At 58.5% G+C, this 17692-nt stretch carries 18 protein-coding genes; 5 read left to right on the top strand and 13 right to left on the bottom strand.

Translation table 11 applies throughout. From position 1 onward, the window contains the following. Positions 1-13: 13 nt before the first annotated feature. From HZB34_04485 to HZB34_04460, 6 genes are all read right to left on the bottom strand, one after another. Positions 14-379: a hypothetical protein gene (locus HZB34_04485; GenBank protein ID MBI5315207.1), complete on the bottom strand. Its 366-nt coding sequence runs from the start codon at positions 377-379 to the stop codon at positions 14-16. A gap of 643 nt (positions 380-1022) precedes the next feature. Next, positions 1023-1700: a hypothetical protein gene (locus HZB34_04480; protein MBI5315206.1), complete on the bottom strand. Its 678-nt coding sequence runs from the start codon at positions 1698-1700 to the stop codon at positions 1023-1025. A 13-nt stretch (positions 1701-1713) separates the two neighbouring features. Next, positions 1714-4143 carry a cadmium-translocating P-type ATPase gene (cadA, locus tag HZB34_04475; protein ID MBI5315205.1) on the bottom strand — a complete coding sequence of 810 codons (2430 nt, stop codon included), beginning with the start codon at positions 4141-4143 and terminating at the stop codon, positions 1714-1716. A gap of 165 nt (positions 4144-4308) precedes the next feature. Then, on the bottom strand, positions 4309-4698 hold the full coding sequence (locus HZB34_04470; GenBank protein MBI5315204.1) for a DUF5132 domain-containing protein: 390 nt from the start codon (positions 4696-4698) through the stop codon (positions 4309-4311). Positions 4699-4860: 162 nt separating this feature from the next. Further along, positions 4861-5076 (bottom strand): DUF5132 domain-containing protein, encoded by a 216-nt coding sequence (locus HZB34_04465; protein MBI5315203.1) that lies wholly within the window; start codon positions 5074-5076, stop codon positions 4861-4863. Between the two features lie 391 nt (positions 5077-5467). After that, positions 5468-5737, bottom strand: a complete 270-nt coding sequence (locus HZB34_04460) for a DUF5132 domain-containing protein (protein ID MBI5315202.1) — start codon at positions 5735-5737, stop codon at positions 5468-5470. A gap of 230 nt (positions 5738-5967) precedes the next feature. Between HZB34_04460 and HZB34_04455 the strand changes: the two genes are divergently transcribed. Both HZB34_04455 and HZB34_04450 read left to right on the top strand, forming a co-directional pair. Next, complete coding sequence (locus tag HZB34_04455; protein ID MBI5315201.1) at positions 5968-6735, top strand: ParA family protein; 768 nt, start codon at positions 5968-5970, stop codon at positions 6733-6735. Positions 6736-6786: 51 nt separating this feature from the next. Then, complete coding sequence (locus HZB34_04450) at positions 6787-7098, top strand: hypothetical protein (GenBank protein MBI5315200.1); 312 nt, start codon at positions 6787-6789, stop codon at positions 7096-7098. A gap of 41 nt (positions 7099-7139) precedes the next feature. Here the strand turns inward: HZB34_04450 and cax are convergent, their stop codons facing one another. Next, positions 7140-8198, bottom strand: coding sequence for a calcium/proton exchanger (gene cax / locus HZB34_04445; GenBank protein MBI5315199.1), 1059 nt, complete (start codon positions 8196-8198; stop codon positions 7140-7142). A gap of 197 nt (positions 8199-8395) precedes the next feature. Continuing rightward, the gene (locus HZB34_04440; protein MBI5315198.1) at positions 8396-9817 is read right to left on the bottom strand and encodes a TolC family protein; all 1422 of its coding nucleotides are present in this window, start codon (positions 9815-9817) and stop codon (positions 8396-8398) included. Positions 9818-10161: 344 nt separating this feature from the next. Between HZB34_04440 and HZB34_04435 the strand changes: the two genes are divergently transcribed. The 3 genes from HZB34_04435 to HZB34_04425 all read left to right on the top strand — a co-directional run bounded on the left by HZB34_04435 (position 10162) and on the right by HZB34_04425 (position 11846). After that, positions 10162-11067 carry a hypothetical protein gene (locus tag HZB34_04435; protein MBI5315197.1) on the top strand — a complete coding sequence of 302 codons (906 nt, stop codon included), beginning with the start codon at positions 10162-10164 and terminating at the stop codon, positions 11065-11067. 156 nt (positions 11068-11223) lie between these two features. Further along, positions 11224-11556, top strand: a complete 333-nt coding sequence (locus HZB34_04430; protein ID MBI5315196.1) for a type II toxin-antitoxin system RelE/ParE family toxin — start codon at positions 11224-11226, stop codon at positions 11554-11556. After that, a complete protein-coding gene (locus HZB34_04425) occupies positions 11553-11846 on the top strand; it encodes a putative addiction module antidote protein (protein ID MBI5315195.1) in 294 nt (97 codons plus the stop codon). The genes HZB34_04430 and HZB34_04425 overlap by 4 nt, the downstream gene beginning before the upstream one ends. A 128-nt stretch (positions 11847-11974) precedes the next feature. On the opposite strand, the gene HZB34_04420 is transcribed toward HZB34_04425, so the two are convergent. From HZB34_04420 to HZB34_04400, 5 genes are all read right to left on the bottom strand, one after another. Then, positions 11975-12415 carry an META domain-containing protein gene (locus HZB34_04420; protein ID MBI5315194.1) on the bottom strand — a complete coding sequence of 147 codons (441 nt, stop codon included), beginning with the start codon at positions 12413-12415 and terminating at the stop codon, positions 11975-11977. A 167-nt stretch (positions 12416-12582) separates the two neighbouring features. Then, a complete protein-coding gene (locus HZB34_04415; GenBank protein MBI5315193.1) occupies positions 12583-14235 on the bottom strand; it encodes a haloacid dehalogenase-like hydrolase in 1653 nt (550 codons plus the stop codon). Between the two features lie 39 nt (positions 14236-14274). After that, positions 14275-15450 carry an ATP-binding protein gene (locus HZB34_04410; protein ID MBI5315192.1) on the bottom strand — a complete coding sequence of 392 codons (1176 nt, stop codon included), beginning with the start codon at positions 15448-15450 and terminating at the stop codon, positions 14275-14277. A 191-nt stretch (positions 15451-15641) separates the two neighbouring features. Beyond that, positions 15642-17219: an arylsulfatase gene (locus HZB34_04405; protein MBI5315191.1), complete on the bottom strand. Its 1578-nt coding sequence runs from the start codon at positions 17217-17219 to the stop codon at positions 15642-15644. A gap of 88 nt (positions 17220-17307) precedes the next feature. Further along, positions 17308-17692: DUF3313 domain-containing protein (locus HZB34_04400; GenBank protein MBI5315190.1), on the bottom strand; the 385-nt coding region annotated here is incomplete at its 5' end.

The raw sequence follows: 17692 nt of genomic DNA, 5'->3' as shown, positions 1-17692 counted from the left end.
TCTGCGCGAAACGTTACACGTCCTTCGGAATAGGCTTGTTGATCTCTTTCTCCTCAAGCTTGCCTGCCTCGAACTTGATCGCCTTTTCAATCGCCTCGCTCAGCGATTCTCCATACGCGAAATATCTATAGCTGACATAAGCCGTGAAGCAGCCCGCTACCAACTCCCCGACGCCGAACGCCATCGCCGCGCCAACACCTAAAGCAAAACCAGGAATCGTCCCGTGGCCCGGGAGGGCGTGAAACACATGCCGGACTCCAGTACCTATCGCTTCCCAGCCTTCCTCTAGGACCTGGTATGCGCCCTTGCCGCCCGCAGCAACAGAATCAGTCGAAGTCGCCGATTCTGTGTTCATCGTACCGGCTGTGCTTTCTTCCATAGCCCTCTCCTCCACCTTCATGGCCTGCATACTGAATAAAATAACGCGCAAATATTACCTCAACGGAGGTAGCTTGTATAGATGTTCCAATGGAGGTATCTCGGCAACGCCAGCCACTGTCGCCGAGGAGAGAGCAGCGAACCTGCGAGAGGTGGTCGAACGTTGGTGCCATAGGGTTCGTTCATGAACAGCATCTCCCAGCATGGTAGATCAGGCACTCGGCTTGATGACGAAATGCTTCTCTCACGCACATCTGCTTCCGCTTCACCATCAGTTCTTACTGAGAAGTCATGTACTTATGGAGCCTCTTTGCATAAATACACAACCTGGCACAGAAGCTGCTCGATGCTAACCATGACAGACGGGCTTGATTCAAATCAGGCCATGAACCCCACAAGGAGGAGCAAACATGAAGACTATAGGATTTATACTATCCATCATTGGGTTTGGGCTAGAGGTCACAGCATTTCTGCTGACGGTTGCCATCCTGTAAGACCGGCGACGGTCATATGGGCCGCGCGTCTGCAAACCGCACAGAAACTGCACAAAAGGGCCACTCATGCTCACAAAGTGAACGTGAGTGGCCCTTTCATGTCATAGTCTAACCACCATTTATCTAGCTGTCTTCTTTAGAGGAGAAAACCTACTGCCCTGCTTTGGGAACTCGCTCTCCGGCTTCAGGCTCATCGCCTGCTTTGAAGATGGTGGCCTTGGAAAAGCAGTACGTGGACAGGATCAGGAACGGTACGCCCGGAACTCCCGGCACAGCAAACAAAGCAACTCCCACAACCATGCTGGCATATCCCACCTTCCAATAGCCGGACTTGGCTGGCCCGGCTGTCTGAGGCACACCCCCGGAATCAGGGCTATCTTCGGCCGTATTCAGGTATCGCCACGGTTGCAGCCAGGTCTTCGCAAACGAACTGGTTGCCTCGTCCGGCAAGACGGCTGATGCGTACTGATCGAGTTCTTCGCAATTGCGGCTTTGTAGAAATATGCACAGCGACTCCGGGGTCCACCGCGCCGGATCGTGCACGACCGTCACACTCTGGCAGACTGACGCAACAGTGACTTCAGTCACACCAGCTTGCGCCGACAGCAATCCTTGTAGTCCGCGAACCAGGTTCGAATCGGCTTTGAGCGCCGGCACACGCAACCGGACGCGCCCGGGAATCGAATGGATGACATCGGTAGCCACCAATGGTCCGTCGCGTTTGACTGGCGCGAGCCGATCCTCTCCTGAAACACGCGCAGGTGTAATCAAAGGGTTGTTGACTCCTTCAAGCAGCGCATCGGATGCGCTCATATCGTCCCGAGCCATTCGTACAACCTCATCATCCCGCGAGGACTAGCTTCTCGGCAGCAGGCGCAGGCAAGAGTTTTGCGCCTTCACGCGCCGGAGAGACCACCTTGATCGGCTGCTGCTCCATGATCGGACGCAGGCCGTTGAGTGTCGCGACAATCGCCGACCCGTTACTGAGCAGCGTGGCCCCGATCGGTCCGAGCAAGGCGATGCAGGCCAGCGCGGCTGCGATCGTGTTGGGAATCGCAATGATGTTCCAATTCTGCTTGATCAACGCGACCGTTTCGCGGCCGATGTCGATCGCGAGGGGAACCTTCCAGAGCCCCCCGTGCAAGAGTACCACCGGCGCCGTTTCCCGCGCTGCCTCCGTGCCTCCCTCGACAGCAATACCGACATCGGCATAGGCCAGCATCGGCGAGTCGTTGACCCCGTCTCCGACGACCGCGACTTTGAAGCCCTCCCGTTGCAGGCGTTGGACTGCCTCAGACTTGTCTCCCGGAAACACTTCGGCCAGGTACTCGGTGATTCCGAGCTCCGCGGCGATTCTCCTGGCGACATCGGTGTGATCGCCGGTGAGCATCACAATATGTTTGATTCCCCGATCCCTCAGCGCCTGGACGACATCCCGTGCCTCGGGCCGCACCGGGTCGGAGATAGCCAGTAATCCGATGACTGAGCCATCCTGCGCCACGCAGAGCGGAGAGATCGCCTGTTGCTGGAATCTCGAGATGTAGTCCTGCACTACCGGTGACAGGGTCAGCCCCCGAAGGGTCATGAACCTGGGACTTCCCACAAGAACCACCGAATTGTCCACGATCGCTTCGACGCCGAGACCCAGGCTGTAATCCGATGTCGTCCGCTCCGGAATCGTCACCTGTCTGGCCTCTGCTGCCCGGACGATGGCGTTCGCCACAGGATGCGTCAACCGCCGTTCCGCTGCAGCGGCCAGCGCCAGCACTTCATCGACTGTGCTGGAATTGACCGGCACTACTTCCAGGACGTCGGGATGCCCCGTGGTCAAGGTGCCGGTCTTGTCGAAGACCACGGCATCCACTTCCGCGAGGTTTTCCAGAGCCCGCCCTCCTTTGATCAGAATTCCGTTCCGGATCGCCTTCGTCATGGCAGATAACACGGTCGTGGGGGCCGCAATCCTGATTCCGGTTCCGTAGTCGACGACGAGGACAGCAGCCGCGCCCGGGAGACCGCCGCCCATCACCGCTCCGATGGCGCTTCCCACGAAGCTGTAGGGTACGAGATCGTTCGCCCACTTGACGGCGTAATTCTGGATTTTGGTCTCACGAGCAGGCGCCGCTTCCACGAGCCGCAGAATCTGAGCCGCCTCGGTTGCGCTTCCGATCCGCTCGGCGCAGATATAGAGTTTGCCTTCCCGAACCACCGTGGCGGCGTATACGAGGGCACCCTCTTCCTTCTCGACCGGAAGCGATTCGCCGGTGAGCGCAGCCTGGTCCACCAGGGCCTTGCCGCTGAGCACGGTCCCGTCAACGGCAATACGCTCACCCGGATAGACCACCACTGTCTCGCCGGGTTGAACCTCTGCCACGCTGACACGTATTTTTTGTCCGTCCCGCACGACCCAGGCCTCGATGTTCTGGAAACCGAGGATTTCCTCAATCGCCTTCTTCGACCGCAGCATGGTGAGGTCTCGAATCACGTCCGCCACGTTGATGAGCCAGACCATGAAGATCGCCATCGGGAAGGCGCCTTGCACGACGAGCAACGAAGTGGCGGAGGCATCCAGCACATCGACGTTCAGTTTGCCGTCTTCGGACAACGAGCGATGGGCCCGCTTGAGCATCGGCAGAGCACTGGCCAGAAGCAACAGCGGCACCAGCGGGGCCGCCAGCGGCTGGACGAGGAACACCAGACAGATGCCGGCGCTCGAATACCAGAGTTCATTGCCCGCCTCGTCAGTCGAGGCCTGTGCCTGAGCTGCCGGTTCATTCGCTGATTTGTACGATATGACCTCTGCCGGATTGAGTAATTGCACCCACAGGCAGAGCCTGTCGGATGTCCATGTGGAGGGATCGCAGACGACCGTCACACTGTGACACCAATCGTTCACCGTGACGTCGATCACTCCGGGCTGGTCCCTGAGAAGCCGCTGCAGCGGGTCGGCCAAGCCGGGGAAGGTTTTAAGCGCCGGTACGCGCAATCGAACGCGCCCGCGAATGGCATGGACCACGCTGGTATCAGCCAGCGTATCAGTCAGCTTCGCAGGCGTTGTGACTGGTTCAACGGTCGTTGCCGGGGCAGAAGGGTGATCCCCATTTTTCTGGCGCGGTGGTATGTGATGAGGTATCAGAGTCGAGAGCGCATCTCGCTCACTTCCATTCGTGAGCAGAGAGAAGGCATCGCGGTTCCCCTGGCCATCTTCCTGGTGTAATGTACTCCGTCTTTTTCGAACCTTCTCGACTCGCGTTCCAGTGTGAATCGATTCCATGATGAGGAATACCCCTTCCGGGCCGCAGTCGGCCACTGCCTCCCTCAACTCCACATGTGAATACCACGTTGCTAATCGACCAATGTCGGCTGCTTGCGAGTGGACAATTCTCAATCGCCCCGATGATGCCTGCTCTCGACTGCAAACAGTCCATCCACTCAGTCCTTAACTGCCGTCCTTGCCATCAGTCTTCTCCGTCTCCTGTGCCTGAGACTTCGACGTCTCCAACTCGGACTTTGCCTCGGCGAGAAGATCCTTAAACTTCTCACCCGTCTCAGAGGCAAGTTCAGCGACGTTGTCAGCCAGAACGATTCCCCCCTTGATCAGTTCTTTGGCAATAGGACGGAAAGCGGCCGCAATCCCTGATACGATGCGTTCCGCTGACGTGGAAGTCGCCTTCGTCGCGTCAACGTCTTCAGCAAGGCTGCCGGTGTCCTGATGGAGAGTAGGGGGATGATCAGGTTTCTTCTGGACAGCCTCAGCACCTGATTCGTCTCGCTTCACAATCACCCTGGGCCTGCCCTGATCTCCGGTCTTTTTCTTTTCCCTGGCCATGAAACGCCTCCTCAGGAAACAAGGTCGGCACTCGCCTTCCTGAATCAAGTTTCGAGCCCCACCGCGCGGCTCAATCAATACCGGCGCCGGCGCGCACGCCCGGACGAACTGATCACCCCGTACCTACTTCACGCAACTACAGGCAGTCCAAACGTGCTGTCTTTAATGACCGTCTTTTCCATCAGTCTGATTCGTCGCCTGTGCCTGGGTCTTCGATGTTTCCATCTCGGACTTTGCCTCGGCGAGGAGATCCTTAAACTTCTCGCCCGTCTCAGAGGCGAGTTCAGCGACGTTGTCAGCCAGAACGATTCCCCCCTTGATCAGTTCTTTGGCAATGGGACGAAGAATAGATCCGATCCCTGATACGATGCGCTCCATGGCTGACCTCCTATTAGATACCGACGTGCTTGAAAAACGGGATAGGGGGTTGACTCTATAAGTTCCTTAGATAAGTTTCAATACAGGCATGGTTGAGATGACACCCATCTTAAGGGGGGGGGGTACAGATGATCTGATAAGATCTTAAGTTGAAACGAACAGCCTCCCGCTGGATGTGCGGGAGCGCACTCTAACTTTGGTTGAGGGAGTGTCGTGCGTATACGGGGGGGGGGGGGAGGATGTAGTATGGGTTCGCGGTCGCGGTCGACAAGTCACATAGCACTGCTCGAAGGGAATATCCACGATCGATCCTCAGGCTACCTGAATAACCATGAGAAGGTTTGCCCCGAAAGAAATGTGAGAACAGTCCCTGACGGACTTGCTTCAGACTTTAATGAGCCGCATGCGCCTTAGCCGGCACGGTTGCTCCAGTCTGAGGCGCAGCCAGTTCAGCTTTGGCTTCGGCAACTAAATCGCTGAAGTAGCTACCCCCTCCGGAGCACATATCGGTCACAGCTTCCTGGACAACCAGCCCGCCCTTGACCACTTCTTTTGCCGCAGCCCACACCACGGTTCCTACGCTTGACGCAACACCCGTGAGCACCTTCGTCGCGACTGCACCGACTACCAAACCGGCTACGCTGCCGATAATAACTTCCATAACTCCCTCCTTTTCTGTTCGCTCATCCTTCTGCTGAAGAGTCTGCTACGCGTTCAACCGTACTCAGTCTAGAGGAACTATTTCCCCGAAGTCAACTTCTTCGAAAAGCTCAACGAACTCCTATCGATTCATGCCAAGAGCGCGCGTTGCCAGTGGCAGGAAAGTCAGATAGAATGCCGCCTCGCGCCATGAAGGAAAGGTGCGAGGGTTTGCGGAACCTACCGATCATGATGCGCCTGATCGCCATCATCAATCAAAAAGGCGGAAGCGCCAAGACCACCACCACTGTCAACTTGGCGGCGGCATTGGGCAGGCAGGGTCGGCGGGTGCTCGTGCTGGATCTCGATCCGCAAGCGTCCGCGTCGAGTTGGCTCGGCGTGAAAGACGGTGGGCGAGGCCTGCTGGACGTCTTCACCGGCGGACTGGCACTCTCCGGGCTGGTTCAACCGTCATCGGCCGAAGGGGTCGAGGTGATTCCATCTTCTGCGTGGCTGGTCGGAGCTGAGAAGGCTCTCGCGAGTACAGTCGAAGCGGAATCGATTCTCCGTCAGCGACTCGCCGCGCTGAAGGGACCGTGGCACTATATCCTCATCGACTGTCCTCCCACACTCGGTATCCTGGTGACCAACGTGTTGGTCGCGGCCAAGGAGGTGCTCGTTCCCGTGGAGTGCCATGTCATGGGTCTCGGTGGACTTGCGCGGCTGCTCCAAGCTGTCGAGGTCGTCAAGGAGCGACTCAATCCCGATATTAAAATAGCCGGCATTCTCGCCTGCCGCGTCGATGCGAGAACCCGCCACGGGCTGGAAGTGGTCGAGCAACTCCGAAGCCGTTTCGGTCCGCTCGTATACGACACGATGATTCGGGAAAACGTTCGTCTGGCCGAGTGTCCCTCGTTCTGCCAATCCATCGATCGCTATGATCCGTTCTGTGCCGGAGCGGTGGACTACCGGAAGCTGTCGAGCGACGTGATCCGACAAGAGAACGGACCCATGGCATAATTTTCCCGTGCGCAAAAATCTCGAATCCTGTCACACCAAGTGAAAGGGCTGATGGCTAAGCGCAAGACAATCGGCGTCAATCCGCTGGACACGCTTCCACCTGATCCCAAACAGGACCGGTGGAACAAGTCACCGTCCGCAGCCCTAGCTCGATCCGCTGGTCCCTCCGCTGACAGCGCCCGGACACCCGCACCGCAGAGCCGGCCCAAAGTTAAGAGCAGCACCGTACCAGCGCCCGCCGCGCAAGTTGCACAACCCCCTTCTCCTGCCGATCTCATGAACCGCGTCCAGTCACTGGAAAAAGAGAATGCGTTCATCAAGTTGCTGGTCGTGGGCGCAATCCTCCTTGCGATTATGCTCTAGCCGACCGGACTGTGAGCTATCTGGACTGTCGAGTCGCCCCCTCATGCCGGTAGAAAGAAAAACCCGATCGCGAGCATCAGATAGACGGCCATCAGCATCACTCCCCCCATCCAGTGAGACTCTCCGTCAGACGTCTGGCGGCTGACGATGGCGACGGCGAGGACGATCGCCACGATCTCAAAGGCGGTGAAGTGAAGATCCATGGGTTTCCCCATCAGATAGCCCGCAAACACGAGCACGGGGGCCACGAACAATGCCACCTGCGTGCTGGCCCCGACCGCGATGCCGAACGATAAATCCATCTGGTCCTTGCGGGCGAACCCCACGGCATTCATGGTCTCTGCGGCATTGCCGACCAGCGCGAGAAAAATGATGCCCGTGAAAATCGGCGTCATTCCGATCGAGGCAGACGCAGGCTCGATCGCCCCGACGAGGATTTCACTCACGACGGCGATCACGATAGTCACACCGGCCAGCACGCCGATGGACTTCCCTTTGCTCCATGAAGCTTCGTGCGAGGCTTCGTGCGACTCCGCCACGCCGGACGCAGCAGGCTCGGGCTGAAGAAGCTGCCGATGGGTCTTGAGCGTAAACACCAGACTCAATATATAGACGACAAAGAGCACGACCGCGATTTCCATGCTCACTTCGCGCTCTTTGCCGCTCGCGAAATGAAACATGGCCGGGATCAGCAGTGCGACCGCCGCCACGAACAAGAGTCCTCCGCTCATGCCCGCGACGGTGGGATTGAACCGCTGACGTTCCCTGCCCCACCCGCCGATGATCATCGACAGGCCGAGGGAGAAGAGCGTATTGCCGAGAATCGAACCGGTGATCGACGCCTTGACGACATCGACAAGCCCCTCTTTCAGCGCAAAGCCTGAGATGATCAGCTCCGGGGCATTTCCGAGGGACGCGCTCAGCAGGCCGCCGATGGTGGCCCCGACATAGGTCGAGAGATGTTCCGTGGCGCGCCCCATTAAGCCGGCCAGCGGGATGATCGCGAGCGCCGCAGCGGCAAACACCATGACAGGGTTGGCGCCATACCAGTCGAGCCCCACGGCGATCGGGATAAACACCAACAACAGATTCAAGCCCATGTCGGCTTTCCTTTCTCGCAGCGTACGGCGCATCTTGGACAAGCATGGTCTGTACGGTTCATTTGGTTGCTCTGGTTTGTTTTGTTTATCTGGTTGATTTGGTTCACCTGGTTGGTCTTGTCTGAGCAAACAAACGAAACAAACCAAATAAACACCATAACGCTCTTCTGGTGCAGGCGGACTATTCCAACATCCTGCTAGAACGTGATATCACGTCCGGCCGCCCACTCGAGCCGCAGCCAATTCTGCTGATAACCGAATATCGCTTCCAGATGGTTTTCCTCCGTGTCGGCATAGGAGCGGTATGTATTCTCTAGATCCACAATTCCGATCTCTTTCTTGACGAACGCCTGCTGCGCCGCGCCCAACAGGGTTGACGCCTGCGCCATGGCTCCGTTCGTGGCCTCAACAAGTTTCCGCCCATGCAAGAACTTCCGGTAGGCGACAGCGACCTCGTTCTGAATCTGGATCTCCGTCTTCTCGATCTCCGCGTCAATCGAACTGACTGCGACTTCAGCCTCGACGATCCCACCCTGATTCCGGTTAAAGACGGGCAACGGCACGGAAAGACCCAAGGCCCACTGTTGCTGGTTATCGGGGCCCTGCGGTCCCTGCACCGAATAGCCGAGATTGGTTGTCACGTTGGGAATCCGGATCGCCTTGGCAAGCTGTAACTCAGTCTTTCGCTTGTCACGGGTCAGCCTTTTAGACCGGATGTCCGGCCGATTCGCCAGAGCATACTCCAGCAACTTTGCAAAGTTCGGTTCCGCCGGACGATACGCAAGATTCGTGTCGAGTTCCAGTTCCACGTCCGGCGGAATTTGCAACATCATCCGCAAATCTCCCGATGCCTCTTCGATCCTCTGCATATCTCGGAGCACCTCGGAGTCGGCATTCACGGCCAGCAGGCCCAGCCGGACGCGATCGAGATCCTGACCGGCCTTTTTCCCCTCGCCGATGAAGCCGTGCAGTAACTTGATAAGAACGCTTTGGACCTCTTGGTCCACCGCAAGGTGCCCTCGCTGCCGTTGCACCCGGAAATACGTCTCCTTGAGCGTGAACCCCAACTGCCGCACCGCGTCTTCAAACTTCGCTTCGATGGACATGGTATCCAATGCGGCAGCCTCCATCCGGTATCCCCGTCTCCCCGCAACCTCGAACAGTTGGGTCAGCGACGGAGCCACCGCACCGCACTTGTCAAAGTTGCACCCCTGCGTATAGGCGCTAAGAGTACTGACCGATAGAGTTGGATTCGGATATAGCCGCGCGGTGATCTGCCGGCCCTTCGCGGCATCGATTCCGTAACTTGCGATGATGAGATCGAGGTTTTGCTTCAGGAATAGCGCCATCGCGTCATCCAGCGTGAGCCGCAAGACCTTCGGGAAGGAAGGACGCGGCGCCGGCTTCATCGTCGGTTCCGGCGCCTGACCGCGCTTGAACCCAGACCTCCCAAGAATATTATCGATCCAGGATTCCGTTTCTATCTGGTTCGCCGCCAGCGCCGGAGCATCTATGATCAACCCTGGCCATGCAATGGCGATCATGAGCGCGGGGGCCATCGCCCACGGGAGGATGCAGCGTCTGGTCTCCTTACGCCCATGCCTGAACTGAATGTTCATATGATCCCTCCTTGATCCTGGTCTGTTTGGTTTATTTGGTTTATTTGGTTTGTTGGGTTGAACGAAACTAACCAGACAAACCAAACAAACCAGACAGACCACACACGAAGTGAAAAGGGATGTAAAGTTAGCACATAGTGTAAGGACAGGAAATAGGTCTTGTCAGCTGAAGGAGATGCATGGTACAAGCGGCCAGGATTGTTTGAACGTGAGAGGTCTCGGACCGATCAGCATCCGAGGACGAGCCGCCGGGTCTGCGCCTCACCCTTAACACCACCGACTCACCTCATGGTCTTCACTCACATCGCTGAACTTCGGCGATACGATCAGGAAGTAATGTGCGTATGACCCTGCACGGCACCCTCTATGAGATCACAAATTTTGAGTCGTTCGTTCAGCGTTACGTGCTGAAGTCGCGCCGGCCGCATCCGGACTGCGTCCGCCTGATCAAGAATGGCTGGGTCAGACTCTGCCGAGGCGATGGAGCTCATTCCGGATCTCCGTTGCCGCCCCCCTGTCGAACGGATGACACAGGGCGTTTCGAGCTGGACCTATCACAAGTCCCCGATGCTCCGGTATTCGTGGTTGCGGGGGGCTCTGAAAAACTTCAGGAGAGTTGTTGGTATCGATCCGCCTGCGTTCGACCCGGCGCATTAGACCAACATGCACAAGAGATCTACGTGGCCCGCGCTGTGATTTCAGACAAATCCGGGTTTTCTCAAGCCGATCTCGCCGGTCTATTGGAACAGACGAAAAAACAGGTCGCCGACCTCGAACGGATCTCCGGAACGATTACCCCGAACGGTATCGCCCTCACCTGCATCGGAAAGGGCGGGAAGGCATCAGGCCGGCTCGTGCTCAAGCCCGATCAGTCCAGCGATCTGAAGACGATGCTGCGCCACTCTGTTGAGGACTTTCTCTTGGAACTGCCCGGTCCTTCGTGGCTGGTCGGACTCCTCGTTTCAAGGGACGCGATCGAAACGTCCATTCGAACCGGCCTCAGAGATCTCGCGCGCGAGATCGACGAACGGCTGCGGCGCCACGCCATCGCGCTTTTCACGAATCAGGTTCAGACTATGGACCCTGCGCTTGGGGCCAGGCTGGCCAGTATGGCCACACTGACAATGGAACGTCTACGATACCCTATTGTGGCCCGTCAAAGCGGAGCAAGCGGCGACCGATCCATCGCCGGTGATGTCTGTCTGGGTTTTCCCAGAAACTTCCAAGGAACAGGACAGCAGGAAACGTAGTAGGAGTGGAGTGAAACCCTCTGCTGAGACAGTTTGGACTGAGCCCACATGGTGATTTTGGAGTCGCCGGAACGCAAGGCCAGTCGTCCAGCGATACTTCTCCCGAGGCATTCTCCCCCCTTGCCAGATAGTAGCGCATAAGCTACACTTGCCGGTATGGAAGCGACACCCAAAGAGCTTCACATCTATGTCACCGAAGATGGTCGCGAACCCTTCAGTGAATGGATTGCATCTCTCCGCGACATCAGGGCTCGCGCAAAGATCCGCATACGGTTGGATCGAGTTAGTCTAGGCAATTTGGGGGATTGCCATGCCGTAGGTGAAGGAGTGCAGGAACTACGAATCGATTATGGCTCAGGCTATCGCGTGTATTTCGGCCAAGAAGGGGCAACAATCGTGCTGCTCCTTTGCGGAGGCGACAAAAGCACACAGAGCAAGGATATTGAAACGGCCAAACGGTATTGGAACGAGTACAGGAGGCGGTTATGAAAAAACGTACAGCCTATCAACCGGATTTGATCGAAAGCCTGCGCGATGCAGGCGAGGCCAAAGAGTATTTGAATGCAGCCCTGGAGGAAGATGATCCTGAATTGTTCCTACTGGCATTGAGAAACGTGGCCGAAGCCCAGGGGGGCGTGGGGCAACTCGCCGAGAAAGCCAAGCTCAACCGTGAAAGCCTCTACAAGATGCTCTCAGAGCGTGGGAACCCCGAACTCAGAAGTCTCGATGCGCTCCTCCATGCATTAGGGTTCCGCCTCGCCGTAACGGCGACTCGTTAGGTCTGCAGCGTGCGGTATGAGGCGACTGACCAGTCAATGATCGGCAAGGGACAGGGAGAGCAACGTTTCGACAGGCGCCGGTGATGGAAGTACAGGGATCCGGCTGGAGCATGGTAGACCGGTACACCTCATGGCCCTTGAATCTTCTTTAGACGCGCCAGTACCAGATCGCCATTCAGCAACTCGAGTGTCCCATCGACGATCCGCCAGCCACTGGTAGCATCGAGGGCTTTAAAAAATTCCGTTTCGACGCCCTCCTCAAGATCAGGGCATGCGCGCTTGGTTGCGCCGATCAGGCCGAACCTCAACGCAACTCCCTCCAGTTCGTACCCGCCAAAGAAACGGTTGCAGCCGGCGTAGCCGCTGGCTTGTTTCTTCGCTTCGTCAAAGATGATGAACGGCTGCTGCCGATCAACGGACGATGCGACCGAGTGACCGGAGAGTTCCTGCACCCGCCACTCGACGCCCGTCAATTGGTGAGTTGACAGCGGCTCTCCCCTGCCAACCCCTTCCCATGGAGAGATCAGGGCAATGGCCACAATCGACACTGACAACCACGTTCGTTTCATGTCTCGCCGATTACAACTCACTTGTTTTCGGACGGAAAGACGGTCTTCCAATCCTGTTTCATATCCACGATCGTCCAGCCTTTGGCCTGCGCTTCATCCCAAGCTCTGTCGAGTTGTCCGATAGGCGGCTTGCGAATCGGTGTAGCAGGAATGCGCCATTCGACACCTCAGGGTTTCAATTCCCATTCTTTGAGTTTCTTCGCCGCCGTGCCGAACGGGCCGAGCTGGTAAACCGCCGCGCCCGCCGGCGAGAAGGTGAACGGCTTAAACGGTTCAGCGAGCATCTTGTCGAGGTACTCTTTCGGCGCGGTGCCAGTGCTGACATGCGGATTGAACTTTGCGCCAGACGCATTCGGATCGAACGTCGACACGTACTGGATGAGGGCCACGTCGATGGCAGGATTATCGTGCCCAGCAGTGAACGCGCCAATGGGGCCGGTTTCCAGCATGAATGGCTTCGCGGCGGCTATGATGTCCTTTTGCAGCTTGAGTAATTCCGGGGTCGGCTTCGCAACAATGCCGGCGAGCCCAAGCGCCCCGGCCGGGATGTAGTACAACTTGACGGCCTCCAGCTTCATGGCGTTGACGTTGGCGGCGGCGAATACCTTTTCTTCCGCGGCATACACGTTGTCCAAGTCCGCCGTGCGGACGAAACACTGGAGCATCGTGATGTGCGGGTGGTGTGCGGCGTCGAGAGCGAAGCCTTTCGGGAAGACTCCGAGCAGGCGGGCGTTGTCAGCCTCCGCGTGCTGGATCATCGTAGCGTCCGGCAGCAGCAGGATGTCAATGGCGGTGATCTCGGACTGCGCGGCAGGGAAGACGCTCTTCCAATCGTCCTTCATGCTGACAACAGTCCAGCCATCTTTCTTCGCATGCTCATCGAGTGCCGGCGTGAAGGCACCGAGCTTGACGTTCGGCAATCCGCGCGCCGGACCGTAGGGGAATTCTCGGGCCGCGTCGTCGTGCAACACGAGCAGCTCGAACCGCGCGCCGCTGCCGCCCTGCGTGTATTCCAGCATCTGCTGGTCGCCCACGGAATTTCCGAAGGCGGCGATCGGGCGCCTGCCGATGTGCTGGTTGATGGCGACGGGCTTGCCGGCCTTGTCGTCATTGAAGTTCAACTGCGGCAGACGCACGAGCACGGGTTTGCCATCGCGCAACTCGAACTTCGTTTTGATGCTGCTGCCAATGACCTGCTCGGGCGGGATGCCATAGACTTTCTCCGTCCACGGGCGCATGAATTCGATACCGCCGCCGGAGACGATGTAGTTCTTAAAGCCGTTCGCGCGCAGATAGGCCAGCAGTTCGAGCATGGGCTGATAGACCATTTCGGTGTACAGCCGCCCGGTCTTCGGATGTTTCGCGGTGGCGATCCAGTCCTTGACGATCTGCTCGAACTCCGCTGTGGTATTGCCCGCGTGCGTGGCCATGAGGAGTTCGAGGAGCGCGTGGTCGCCGCCCGTGAGCGCGGTTTTCAGATCGCCCTTGAGCAGCGAAGCGAACGGCTCCTTGGTCTTCCATTCGGGATGCTGCGGCGCGAGGGCCTTCACGCGGTCGAGCGCAAAGTACAATTGAACGGGCAGCGGCTGCTCGGCCCAGAGGGTGCCGTCGTTGTCGAAGACGGCGATGCGCTCGGCAGGCGGGACAAAATCCTGTCCGCCTTCCTTCGTCACCTTCGCCACGAATTCAACCACAGACTGCTTGACTGCTCCGTCATTCCAGGACGGGAGCGCGTCAGCGGCGTGGGCGATGGTGGTGGTAAGAGCCAGCGCGCACACGAGCGCAGCGACAATGAGATGTTGTGTGCGCATAGTTTTCATCATGGGGTCCTTTCGGCGCTTGATAGGCTTGCTTCGTCGTCACAGCTCTTCGAGAAACTCCTGCCATGGCAGCGCCCGCACGCCGGGAGCGACAGCCGCTGTCGGTGTTCCCGCCTGCGGTGATTGATGGACAAGGAACATCTTCGTGCCGGCAGCCTTTGCGCGATTCCGTTTTAGCGCCTCGGCCAGCCGTTGCATCGGCGCGGCCATGGCGGGCGTCACCGTGTGTCCGGCCTTGCACTCCACCAGCGCCACAGCTCCGGCGCGTCCGGGCACGAGAAAATCCACTTCCAAGCCCTGCTCGTCGCGAAAATAGTACAGCTCGCGCCGGCCGCCCGCGTTCACCTGAGCTTTGGCGATCTCCGCCGCGATGAAACCTTCAAACAACGCGCCGCGAAACGGCGATCGAGCCAATTCTCCCACCGTATCAATGCCCAGCAAATGACACGCGAGACCGGCATCGGCGACATATATCTTGGGCGACTTGATCAGGCGTTTGCCGAGGTTCTCGTAAAACGGCGGCACGATCAGGATTTGCGCGGTTGTCTCCAGTATGCCGAGCCACTGGGCAATGGTCGGCACACTCACACCCAACGGCGCAGCCAGATCGGTCTTGTTCAACACCTGCCCATGCCGGCTGGCCAGTAACGCGAGGAACCGGCGGAACAGCGCGAGGTTCTTCACTGCCGTCACGCCCCGGACATCCCGTTCCAGGTACGTCTGCAAATATGAACTGAACCACAAGCGCGCCCCGCTCAGACGTGCCACCACCTCGGGATACCCGCCGCGCCACAGGCTGACCTTCGGCGTCTCACGCCACGACAGCGGGAGCAATTGTAGCACCGCCGCCCGGCCCGCCATGGATTCCGTCACACCCCGCATCAGCGGCGATTCCTGCGAACCGGTCAACAGCCACTGTCCCATGCGCCGCGGCCGGCGATCAATTCGCGAGCGCACGAACGCGAATACCTCCGGCACATTCTGCACCTCGTCGAGGATCGCGGGCGTCGGCACGGCGTCGAGGAATCCCTGCGGATCGGCCCGGAGCCGCGCCACCATGTCGGGGTCTTCGAGCAGAAAGTAGCTCGCCTTGGGAAACAGCCGCCGCAGCAGCAACGTCTTGCCGGCACGGCGCGGCCCGGTCAGCACCACGGCCGGAAAACCTTTCACCGCCTGCAACACCTGCTCTTCCAGTTGGCGTCTGATATAGCGCATGAATGAGAATCTTAAACTGTCATTTTATATTTCTCAAGCCTGAACTGAAACGAGCGCCATGACAATGAGATGTTGCGCGTGTAAGATTTTCATGAGGGGCCCCTGCTTGGAATCAGTGGCTTGTCGGGCCGCACCCGCCTTGCGGCGAGTGCGGCCCGATGTGTTGAGTCAGCGTGTCTCCGAGTCTGCTGTTACTTTTGAGGCTGCTGGAGCATCTCCAACACCTGGTCCATGCTGAAACTCCCTGCTTTTTGCCGTGGCGGATACGCCTTGAACGTCCCGAGGAACTGGCCAACGTACTGCTGTGCCGGCACCAGGAGGAACGCATGGTTGATCAGATCATCCCAGTACGTATTGGAGGTGATGGAGGACCGTTCGTACGGGTCGGTGCGCAGGTTGGTGATCATGGGAATGCGCGTTTTCACGAAGGGTTCACTCCAGATCGCCAAGGTCCCTTGGGCCCGCTGCTGGGCAAACCCGAGCTTCCAGTTGTCATAGCGCAGGCCCAACAGGTCGCCGTCGTCCGAGAAGTAGAAGAACTCCTTGCGGGGGCTTTGGGCAACCTGGCCCGTGAGCAGCGGCAGCAGGTTGTAGCCATCCAGGTGGACCTTGAAGGTCTTCTTGCGGGGCGATTCCACGTGGTAGCCCGTCAAGAGCTTTTCCTTGAGGTCTGGTTCTCCGGCCATGGCGGCAAACGTCGGCAACCAATCCATGTGGCTCACGATGTCATTGGACACGGTGCCGGGTTTAATGTGACCGGGCCAGCGCACCATCGCGGGCACGCGGAACGCACCTTCCCAGTTGGAATTCTTCTCGCTGCGGAAGGGGGTCATGCCGCCATCGGGCCAGGAATTCATGTGCGGCCCGTTGTCCGTGCTGTAGAAGAACACCGTGTCATTGGCGATGCCCAGTTCATCCAGCACGGCCAGCACCTGGCCGACGTTCTTGTCGTGATCGATCATCACGTCGTGATATTCGGACTGCCAGCGCCCCGCCTGCCCCACGCTCTCCGGTTTCTCGTGCGTGCGGAAGTGCATGTGCGTGGTATTGATCCAGATAAAGAAGGGCTTGCCGGCCGCCTGCTGTTTCTTGATCCAGGCCACTGACATGGCCGTGATGTCATCGTCGATGGTTTCCATGCGCTTCTTGGTCAGCGGGCCGGTATTCTCGATTTTCTGCGTGCCGTCGGGATTGGCCCAGGTATGCAGCACGCCGCGCGGACCGAACTTTGCGCGGAAATTCGGGAAGTCCTTCGCCGGCGGGTAGTCGCGCAGCTCCGGCTCCTCCTCGGCATTGAGGTGATAGAGATTGCCGAAGAACTCATCGAAGCCGTGCATCGTCGGCAGGTGCTCGTCCCGATCGCCAAGATGGTTTTTCCCGAACTGGGCGGTGGCATACCCGAGCGGTTTCAGCACCTCGGCGATGGTGGGATCCTCGGCCTGCATGCCTGCGGCGGCGCCCGGCAGTCCGACCTTGCTCAAGCCGGTGCGGAAGACACTCTGGCCCATGATGAATGCCGAGCGTCCGGCGGTGCAACTCTGCTCGGCATAGTAGTCGGTGAAGAGCATGCCCTCATTGGCCACCCGGTCAATGTTCGGAGTCTTGTATCCCATCAGACCTTTCGTGTAGGCGCTGAGGTTCGCCTGGCCGATGTCATCGCCCCAGAAGACGACGATGTTGGGCTTCTTGTCGGCTGCGACCGCGGGGAGCGCGCCGGCGACCAGCGCAATCGCCCCCACGAGGACGGACCATTGAAGCAAACGACTCATGACTGCTCCTCCTTCTTATATGGTAGCGTGCATCTTTCTTCACGCAACGCATGCTCAACCGTCGGTGAACGTCACTTCGAACGATCCGCTATTCCTTCGGCAGCTCGCACGTGGCGTCGCCCCGCATCATGCAGGCCCGCCAGGCAAACTTCTTGGCCCAATAGGTAAAGGCCTCTTCGACATCGCCCCACCGATGCAGCGACTTCCAGGCATACTTGCCGCCTCCCCGGCGATCGACTGCGGCAGCCAGCAGTTCACCGGTCTGACTGTCGGTCGCTTCCGCTTCAATCGACGCCTTGCCGACAAACGACTCGGTGCTGCTGACGTATTTTTTCCCTTTTGACAGGACCATGGCGGCCGGATACGCGGCGGTGAGGTTATCCACCACCGGAACGTTTTTACCGGCTTCGGTAATGCCGATACGGACGTGCATCACGTCAGGCCCTGGCGACTGCACCATCTGATAATTCTTG

Source organism: Nitrospirota bacterium, assembly GCA_016219645.1.
GTDB lineage: Bacteria > Nitrospirota > Nitrospiria > Nitrospirales > Nitrospiraceae > Palsa-1315.
Note: the sequence above shows the minus strand (reverse complement) of the source record. Positions and strands in the feature narration are given on the sequence as shown.